Genomic DNA, 8,275 nt, shown 5'->3' with positions numbered 1-8,275 from the left:
TGGACCGGCGGGCTGAAGCACCGCGCGAAGCTGGATGGCAACGACGCGCTGATGCGTTTCGCCACCACGCTGGAGAAGGTGACCGTCGACACCGTGGAAGACGGTTTTATGACCAAGGATCTCGCGCTTCTGGTCGGGCCTGACCAGAAATGGCTGACCACCATGGGCTATCTGGAAAAGGTGGACGAATACCTGAACAACGCCCTCAAGGGGTAAGTCTGCAAACAGATCGGGGCCCGGTCAAACCGGCCGGGCCCCGGTCCGTCACTTGAACGAAGCCGCGTCGACGTTCGCCCAGACCTCGCCGTTTTTCACGCGGAAGGTCGCGCCCTTCAAGCTGTAGCAGGCCATGCCGTTCGACAGCATCCGCACGGCGACGACCTTCTGCTTCGACGACAGGGTTGCGTCATGCACCACGCCGACAGCCACCCCCGCACGATCCCGCACGACGAACCCGTTGTAGGTAGTCGCATTGCCGTCCTTGGCGCAGAGCATGCTCTTTGTGCCGCCGGCCCCGGGCGGTGTGACGGATGCGGTGGGGGTGGGATTGACAACCCCGGGCGTACCGGGGGTCGTCGGCGTGCCGGGGGTGCCAACACCGACATCAACGCCGACCCCGACGCCACCCGCGCCCACGCTGGCGGTGGCCCCGACACCGGTATTGCCGACGCCCACGTTGGCCGAAGCTCCGACGCCGCCCGCACCCACGTTGGCCGAAGCTCCGACGCCACCGCCGCCCACGCCCGCGTTGGCCGTGGCTCCGACACCGCCGACACCAACGCTGGCACCGACATTGGCGCCCCCCCGACCGATGCCGACATCCACGTCGACGCCCAGAATGCCCGCTCCGACCGGGCTGGCCGCCAGCATCAGCGCCAGACAGGCCGGCGCAACCGTTCTTTCCGCTCCGGTCTTGCCCGGCCGAAGGGTCTTGATCTTCCTGACGAACTCAAAAGTCATGACATGTACCTCGACTGGCAAACATCGTTGGGAAGGCAGGCCCGTTTGCCTCGTTCCGGGATCGGGCAAGGATTGGCCCTACCGTCACGATGACCCACATTCCTGGATGGGTAATTCCATCCACGACTCAACCTGCGCGTGAAATGCGGCATCAGTGGCGCAATGAGCAACTTTATTTCACCAAATTCATTAACTACGTAATTAACTTGCAAGAATAGCCAAGTATACTGCTTAATTGTTTCCAATTCATTCATAGGTTGCATTGATCGGGACCGGCCACCCGTGCCCTCCATTTGGACGGAGCAATCATTAAGGCTTCCTGAACGTTTGTATCCAAGCCGCTGAGATCCTTGCGCCTGCCAGGTCTGTCCCGTGGGGACACCGCAGCCCCTCTGGCCAGCCGCCGGAAAACCCTGTAAGGCCGCGCCAACCTCACAGGACCCGGACCCTCATGGAACTGCGCAACATCGCGATCATCGCCCACGTCGACCACGGCAAGACCACGCTGGTGGACGAGCTTCTGAAGCAGTCCGGCGCCTTCCGCGACAACCAGGCCGTCAGCGAACGGGCGATGGATTCCAACGACATCGAACGCGAACGCGGGATCACCATCCTGGCGAAATGCACCTCGGTGGAATGGAACGGCACAAGGATCAACATCGTCGACACCCCCGGCCACGCCGATTTCGGCGGCGAGGTGGAGCGGATTCTCTCCATGGTCGACGGCGTCTGCCTGCTGGTCGATGCCGCCGAAGGCCCGATGCCGCAGACCAAGTTCGTGCTGACCAAGGCGCTCGCCCTTGGCCTGCGGCCCATCGTCGTCCTGAACAAGGTCGACAAGCCCGACGCCGAGCCCGACCGCGCGCTGAACGAGGTCTTCGATCTCTTCGCCAACCTCGGGGCCTCGGACGATCAGCTCGACTTCCCCCATGTCTACGCCTCGGGCCGCGCCGGATGGGCCGACGCCGAGCTTGACGGGCCGCGCAAGGACCTCTCCGCCCTCTTCGACCTGATCGTGCGTCACGTCCCCGCGCCCAAGCAGCTGTCCCGGCAGGACGAGCCCTTCTCGATGCTGGCGACCACGCTTTCCGCCGACCCCTATCTCGGCCGTATCCTCACCGGCCGGGTCGAGACCGGCCGCATCACCACCGGCACCTCGCTGAAGGCCCTCTCCCGCGACGGCGAGCGGCTGGAGCAGTTCCGGGTGACGAAGATCCTGGCCTTCCGGGGCCTTTCGCAGACCCAGATCGACGAGGCCATGGCTGGTGACATCGTCACGCTGGCGGGCATGACCAAGGCGACCGTCGCCGACACGCTCTGCGCGCTGGAGGTGGATACCGCCCTTCCCGCCCAGCCCATCGACCCGCCGACGATCACCGTCACCTTCGGCATCAACGACTCGCCGCTTGCAGGCCGCGACGGCAACAAAGTGCAGTCCCGCGTCATCCGCGACCGGCTGATGAAGGAATCCGAGGTCAACGTCGCGATCAAAGTCGCCGATACGCCCGGCGGCGAGGCCTTCGAGGTCTCGGGTCGGGGCGAACTGCAGATGGGCGTGCTGATCGAGAACATGCGCCGCGAAGGGTTCGAGCTGTCGATCTCCCGCCCCCGCGTCATCATGCAGGACATTGACGGGGTGCGGCACGAGCCTATCGAGGAGGTCATCGTCGATGTCGACGACGAATATTCCGGCGCGGTCATCGACAAGCTGACCGGCGAGCGCAAGGGCGACCTGGTGGAGATGAAGCCCGCCGGCGTCGGCAAGACCCGGATCATCGCCCATGTGCCATCGCGCGGGCTGATCGGCTACCAGGGCCAGTTCCTGACCGACACCCGCGGCACCGGCGTGCTGAACCGCATCTTCCACGGCTGGGCGCCGCACAAGGGCCCGATCCAGGGGCGGCGGCAGGGCGTGCTGATCTCGACCGAGGCCGGGGTCTCGGTCGCCTATGCCTTGTGGAACCTGGAGGACCGGGGCCGGATGTTCATCGGCCCGCAGGAGCAGGTCTACACCGGCATGATCATCGGCGAGCATTCCCGCGACAACGACCTTGAGGTCAACCCGCTGAAGGGCAAGAAGCTGACCAACGTCCGCGCCTCGGGCACCGACGAGGCCGTCCGCCTGACCCCGCATATCAAGATGTCGCTGGAAGAGGCGATCGCTTATATCGACGACGACGAACTGGTCGAGGTGACGCCGAAGATCATCCGCCTGCGCAAGCGCGAGTTGGACCCGAACGAGCGCAAGCGGGCATCGCGGAAGGAGTGACCCGTCAGGCCAAGCACAAGAATTTCAAGTAAAATTCTTGGAAAATTCCTTACTGAAGGAATTTGGCCCGGGTTACGCGGCAGCAGCGAGGCGGCAGGGGAGGAAGTCCTCGACCATCGCGGTTTCGCCGTCGAAAGTGCAGAAGCTGTAGGGCGGCACCTCTTCCCAGCCGCCCTCTTCCGCCTCCAGCGGTTCGGACACCACGGCGCGGCCTTGCCGCGTCTCCGACCAGCGGTGATAAAGCGAGGGCGCGGCCTCGTCGGTGGCATAGCGCACGGCATAGAGCCGCTGGCCATCGGATAGCGCCGCCGTCATCCGCAGGTGCGGCCCCTGCCCCTTCTCGCGCGCCAGCCTGATGAACCGCGCCGCCGCCCGTTCCAGGGCGCCGCGCGGGTCGGCATCCAGCCCCTCGGCCAGCGCCACAAGGAACAGCGCCTCGCTGTCGGTCGCGCCCTTGCGGTGGGGATACAGGGATTCCGGGATCATCATGTCGGCATCGCGGCGGAAGGCATCATAGCCGCCGACCTGGCCGTTGTGCATGAAGCTCCACCGGCCGTGGGTAAAGGGATGGCAGTTGTTGCGGCTGGTGGCCGTGCCAGTGGACGCCCGGACATGGGCGAGGAAAAGATGCGATTGCACTTGTGCCGTCAGGCTTTTCAAGTTCGGGTCCGACCAGGCGGGCAGCACGTCGCGGAAAAGGCCCGGTTCCGGCTTCGCGCCATACCAGGCGATGCCGAAGCCGTCGGCGTTGATCGCCGTATGGCATTGCGTGGCGCAATGGCTTTGGTGGATGAGAGAATGACCGGGGCGGCTGACGATCTCCTCCAGGAAGATCGGCGCGCCGGTATAGGCGGCCCAGCGGCACATCAGCGTGCCCCGGTGGGGATAAGGGTCATCTGCCCGGCCCTTCTTTTTCTGGCAGTCTAGCAGAAATCGTCGAAGCCAAGGAAGAGAGTGCAATCAATTCAAGGCGAAGTGGAGGGAAACCCCTACTCGACCTCCTCGACAACCATCAGGTCGCGGACGCTGGCCCCCTTCGCATGGGCAAGCGCGGCCTGATAAGCCGGGGAGTTGTAGCACTCCACCGCCTTCTCCAGGCTGGGGAAACGGGCGACCACGTTGCGGGGCCGGTCGTTGCCTTCCAGCTGCACATAGCGACCCCCGCGGGCGAGGAAGATGCCGCCATGCGCGGCGATGGCCTCGGTCGCGCCCTTGGCGTAGCGGCCATAGGCCTCGGCATCGGTCACATGGACATGGGCGATCCAGAGTGCGGTCGGCATGTTATGCTCCTATCGCGGCTTCCGCCGCCTTGATCGCCGCCTCGGCCTGGGCAATGTCGGCACCGCCCGCCTGGGCCATGTCGGGACGCCCGCCCCCGCCCTTGCCGCCAAGCGCCTCGGCCGCAGCCTTGACCAGCGTCACCGCGGAAAGCTTCGCGGTCAGGTCCTGCGTCACCCCCGCCGCGACTGCCGGCTTCGCACCGGTGTCGGCGATCAAGAGCACCGCGCCCGAGCCGAGCCGGGCCTTCATTTCGTCGATCAGTGCCGGAAGATCCTTACCCGAGACGCCGGACAGCACTTGAGCAACGAACTTCACCCCATTGATTTCCTTGGATTCCGGGCCAGCGGCCTTGCCACCCATCGCCACCTCGCGGCGCAGCTGCGCGACCTCGTTCGCCAGCGCCTTGCGTTCATCGAAGAGCGCGCGGATGCGGTCGGCAAGCTCGGCCGCCGGGGCCTTGATGATCGCGGCGATGTCATTGAGCCGCGCATCCTGCTGGCGCAGGTGGTCCAGCGCGGCCTGCCCGGTCAGCGCCTCGATCCGGCGCACCCCGGCGCTGGAGGCGCTTTCCGACAGCAGGACCATCGCGCCGATATCCCCGGTGCGGGCGACATGGGTGCCGCCGCACAGTTCCAGCGAATAGGTCTTGCCATCCGCGCCCTTGCCCGAGCCGTCGAGGCTGCCCATCGACACCACCCGCACCTCGTCGCCGTATTTCTCGCCGAAGAGCGCCTGCGCCCCGATGGCGCGGGCGTCGTCGGGGGTCATGATCCGGGTCTCGACCGGCGAGTTCTGGCGGATGAAGGCGTTGACCTCACCCTCGATGGTCGACAGGTCCGGCGCGGAGATCGCTGCCGAATGGCTGAAGTCGAAGCGCAGCCGGTCGGCGGCGTTGAGGCTGCCCCTTTGCGCGACGTGATCGCCCAGCGTGCGCCGCAGCGCCTCGTGCAGAAGGTGGGTGGCCGAATGGTTGGCCCGGATCGCCGAGCGACGGCTATGCAGGACCTCCAGCTTCGCGGGTTGTCCCTTGATCACAGTGCCTTCCATGACATGGCCGATGTGGATGAAGACGCCGGCGGCTTTCTTCACATCGCCGACCTGCACCGTGCCGGTGTCGGTGCGGATGAAGCCCGCATCACCGACCTGGCCGCCGCTTTCGGCGTAGAACGGGGTCTGGTTGACGACGATCTGCACCGCCTCGCCCTCGGAGGCCTGGCCGATGGCCGCCCCGTCGCGGACCAGCGCGGTGATCACGCCTTCCGCCGTCTCGGTGTCGTAGCCGAGGAATTCCGTGACCCCATGCTCTTCGGCAAGGTCGAACCAGATCTTCGCGTCGCCCGCCGCCCCGGTGCCGACCCAGGCGGCGCGGGCCTTGGCCTTCTGCTCGGCCATGGCGGCGTCGAAGCCCTGCACGTCGACCTCGCGGCCCTTCTCGCGCAGGGCATCCTGCGTCAGGTCCAGCGGGAAGCCGTAGGTGTCATACAGCTTGAACGCCGCCGCGCCGGGCAGCGCCGCACCTTCGGCAAGGCCGGAAAGCTCGTCATCCAGAAGCCGCAGGCCGCGGTCGAGCGTCTGCTTGAACTTGGTTTCCTCGGTCCGCAGCGTCTCTTCGATCAGCGCCTGGGCGCGCGAAAGCTCCGGATAGGCCCCACCCATCTGCCGCACCAGCGCCGGGACCAGCCGGTACATCACCGGGTCCTGCGCGCCGAGCATATGGGCGTGGCGCATCGCACGCCGCATGATCCGGCGCAGCACATAGCCCCGGCCTTCGTTCGAGGGCATCACCCCATCGGCGATCAGGAAAGAGGTGGATCGCAGGTGGTCGGCGATCACGCGGTGGTGGATTTTCCCTGGACCGTCAGGGTCTTGCGAGGTGACATTCGCGCTGGCCTCGATCAGGCTGCGCATCAGGTCGGTATCGTAGTTGTCGTGCTTGCCCTGGAGGAGCGCGCCGATCCGCTCCAGCCCCATGCCGGTGTCGATCGACTGCATTTCCAGGGGCACCAGCCGCCCATCAGCGAACTGTTCGTTCTGCATGAAGACGTTGTTCCAGATCTCGATGAAGCGGTCGCCGTCTTCCTCGGCGCTGCCGGGCGGGCCGCCCCAGATGCTTGGCCCGTGGTCGTAGAAGATCTCCGTGCAGGGGCCGCAGGGGCCGGTGGGACCCATGCGCCAGAAGTTGTCGTCACTGGCGATGCGGATGATCCGGTCGTCCGGCAGACCCGCGACCTTCTTCCAGATCGTCGCCGCCTCGTCGTCGGTGTGGTAGACGGTGACCAGAAGCTTGTCCTTGGCCAGGCCGAAGTCCTTGGTCAAAAGCTCCCAAGCGAAGGCGATGGCCTGGTCCTTGAAATAGTCGCCGAAGCTGAAATTCCCCAGCATTTCAAAGAAGGTATGGTGCCGTGCGGTATAGCCCACGTTGTCGAGATCGTTGTGCTTGCCGCCCGCCCGCACGCATTTCTGCGCTGTCGTCGCACGCTTGTAGTCCCGCGTCTCGACCCCGGTGAACAGGTTCTTGAACTGGACCATGCCCGAGTTGGTGAACATCAGCGTCGGGTCGTTCCGCGGCACCAGAGGCGAGCTGTCCACCACCCGGTGATCGTTGCGGCGGAAGAAGTCGAGATAGGTGGAGCGGATGTCGTTCAGCGAGGCCATGTGGGGGCGGTCCTTGGGGCGGAAACGGGAATTCGGCCTTCCGTTTAGCCCCCTGCAGGGGGGCTGTCCACCATCCGCCCGCGGCCCAATGAAAAAAGGCCGGAAGCCCAAGCTTCCGGCCTGTTTCGCAGGACGACGGGGGTCACTCGTCCAGCACGTCCCCGCCATCCTCGCCGGCCATGGTGAAGTCGAGCCCGTTGGCGGCGCGGATCTTGTCCTCGATCTCCAGCGAGACCGAGGGGTTCTGCTTCAGGAAGGCCTTGGCATTCTCGCGCCCCTGCCCGATGCGTTCGTCCTTGAAGGAATACCAGGCGCCGGATTTCTCCACGACCCCGGCCTTGACGCCGATGTCGATCAGCTCGCCGGTCTTGGAGATGCCTTCGCCATACATGATGTCGAATTCCACCTGCTTGAAGGGCGGCGCGACCTTGTTCTTCACCACCTTGACGCGGGTGGTGTTGCCCACCACCTCGTCGCGGTCCTTGATCGCGCCGATGCGGCGGATGTCGAGCCGGACGGAAGCGTAGAATTTCAGCGCATTGCCGCCGGTCGTCGTCTCTGGCGAGCCGAACATCACGCCGATCTTCATCCGGATCTGGTTGATGAAGATGACCATGCAGTTCGACCGCCCGATCGAGGCGGTGAGCTTGCGCATCGCCTGGCTCATCAGCCGGGCCTGGCTGCCCATCTGCATGTCGCCCATGTCGCCCTCGATCTCGGCCTTGGGCACCAGCGCCGCGACCGAGTCGACCACCACCAGGTTCACCGCGCCGGAGCGGACCAGGGTATCCACGATCTCCAGCGCCTGTTCGCCGGTGTCGGGCTGGCTGATCAACAGTTCATCCAGGTTAACGCCCAACTTCTTGGCATATTGCGGGTCGAGCGCATGTTCGGCATCGACGAAGGCGCAGACGCCGCCCTTCTTCTGTTCCTCGGCCACCACATGCAGGGTCAGCGTGGTCTTCCCCGAAGATTCCGGCCCGTAGATCTCGATGATCCGGCCCTTGGGCAAGCCGCCGATCCCCAGCGCGATGTCGAGGCCCAGCGAGCCGGTGGAGGTCGCCTCGATCTCCATCGCCGGGCTGTCGGCGCCAAGCCGCATGATCGAGC

The 8,275-nt window shown here is 65.5% G+C and carries 6 protein-coding genes and 1 pseudogene; 2 read left to right on the top strand and 5 right to left on the bottom strand.

Annotation, left to right across the window (positions count from 1 at the left end; genetic code table 11):
* Positions 1-216, top strand: a pseudogene (locus V7Q39_RS17115) (NADP-dependent isocitrate dehydrogenase); the annotation flags it as partial.
* A gap of 48 nt (positions 217-264) precedes the next feature.
* Here V7Q39_RS17115 and V7Q39_RS17110 read toward each other — a convergent pair.
* Positions 265-960 (bottom strand): hypothetical protein, encoded by a 696-nt coding sequence (locus V7Q39_RS17110; protein ID WP_333817827.1) that lies wholly within the window; start codon positions 958-960, stop codon positions 265-267.
* A 451-nt stretch (positions 961-1,411) separates the two neighbouring features.
* Between V7Q39_RS17110 and typA the strand changes: the two genes are divergently transcribed.
* On the top strand, positions 1,412-3,229 hold the full coding sequence (gene typA / locus V7Q39_RS17105) for a translational GTPase TypA (protein ID WP_333817826.1): 1,818 nt from the start codon (positions 1,412-1,414) through the stop codon (positions 3,227-3,229).
* 72 nt (positions 3,230-3,301) lie between these two features.
* Here the strand turns inward: typA and V7Q39_RS17100 are convergent, their stop codons facing one another.
* The 4 genes from V7Q39_RS17100 to recA form a co-directional block, all read right to left on the bottom strand.
* Positions 3,302-4,096 carry a class II glutamine amidotransferase gene (locus tag V7Q39_RS17100; protein ID WP_333817825.1) on the bottom strand — a complete coding sequence of 265 codons (795 nt, stop codon included), beginning with the start codon at positions 4,094-4,096 and terminating at the stop codon, positions 3,302-3,304.
* Between the two features lie 122 nt (positions 4,097-4,218).
* Positions 4,219-4,509 carry a DUF1330 domain-containing protein gene (locus V7Q39_RS17095; protein ID WP_333817824.1) on the bottom strand — a complete coding sequence of 97 codons (291 nt, stop codon included), beginning with the start codon at positions 4,507-4,509 and terminating at the stop codon, positions 4,219-4,221.
* 1 nt (position 4,510) lies between these two features.
* Positions 4,511-7,165: an alanine--tRNA ligase gene (gene alaS, locus V7Q39_RS17090; protein WP_333817823.1), complete on the bottom strand. Its 2,655-nt coding sequence runs from the start codon at positions 7,163-7,165 to the stop codon at positions 4,511-4,513.
* A 142-nt stretch (positions 7,166-7,307) separates the two neighbouring features.
* Positions 7,308-8,275: recombinase RecA (gene recA, locus V7Q39_RS17085; RefSeq protein WP_333817822.1), on the bottom strand; the 968-nt coding region annotated here is incomplete at its 5' end.

Origin of the sequence: Tabrizicola sp., assembly GCF_036781545.1 — a bacterium.
Taxonomy (GTDB): domain Bacteria; phylum Pseudomonadota; class Alphaproteobacteria; order Rhodobacterales; family Rhodobacteraceae; genus Tabrizicola.
The sequence above is the reverse complement of the archived record's forward strand: the minus strand, read 5'-3'. Positions and strand labels throughout refer to the sequence as shown.

What these genes read in the sequence shown, in the direction of transcription:
- V7Q39_RS17110 (WP_333817827.1), bottom strand. Translation starts at nt 960, where the DNA reads ATGACTTTTGAGTTCGTCAGGAAGATCAAGACCCTTCGGCCGGGCAAG.
- V7Q39_RS17100 (WP_333817825.1), bottom strand. Translation starts at nt 4,096, where the DNA reads ATGTGCCGCTGGGCCGCCTATACCGGCGCGCCGATCTTCCTGGAGGAG.
- typA (WP_333817826.1), top strand. Translation starts at nt 1,412, where the DNA reads ATGGAACTGCGCAACATCGCGATCATCGCCCACGTCGACCACGGCAAG.
- V7Q39_RS17095 (WP_333817824.1), bottom strand. Translation starts at nt 4,509, where the DNA reads ATGCCGACCGCACTCTGGATCGCCCATGTCCATGTGACCGATGCCGAG.
- alaS (WP_333817823.1), bottom strand. Translation starts at nt 7,165, where the DNA reads ATGGCCTCGCTGAACGACATCCGCTCCACCTATCTCGACTTCTTCCGC.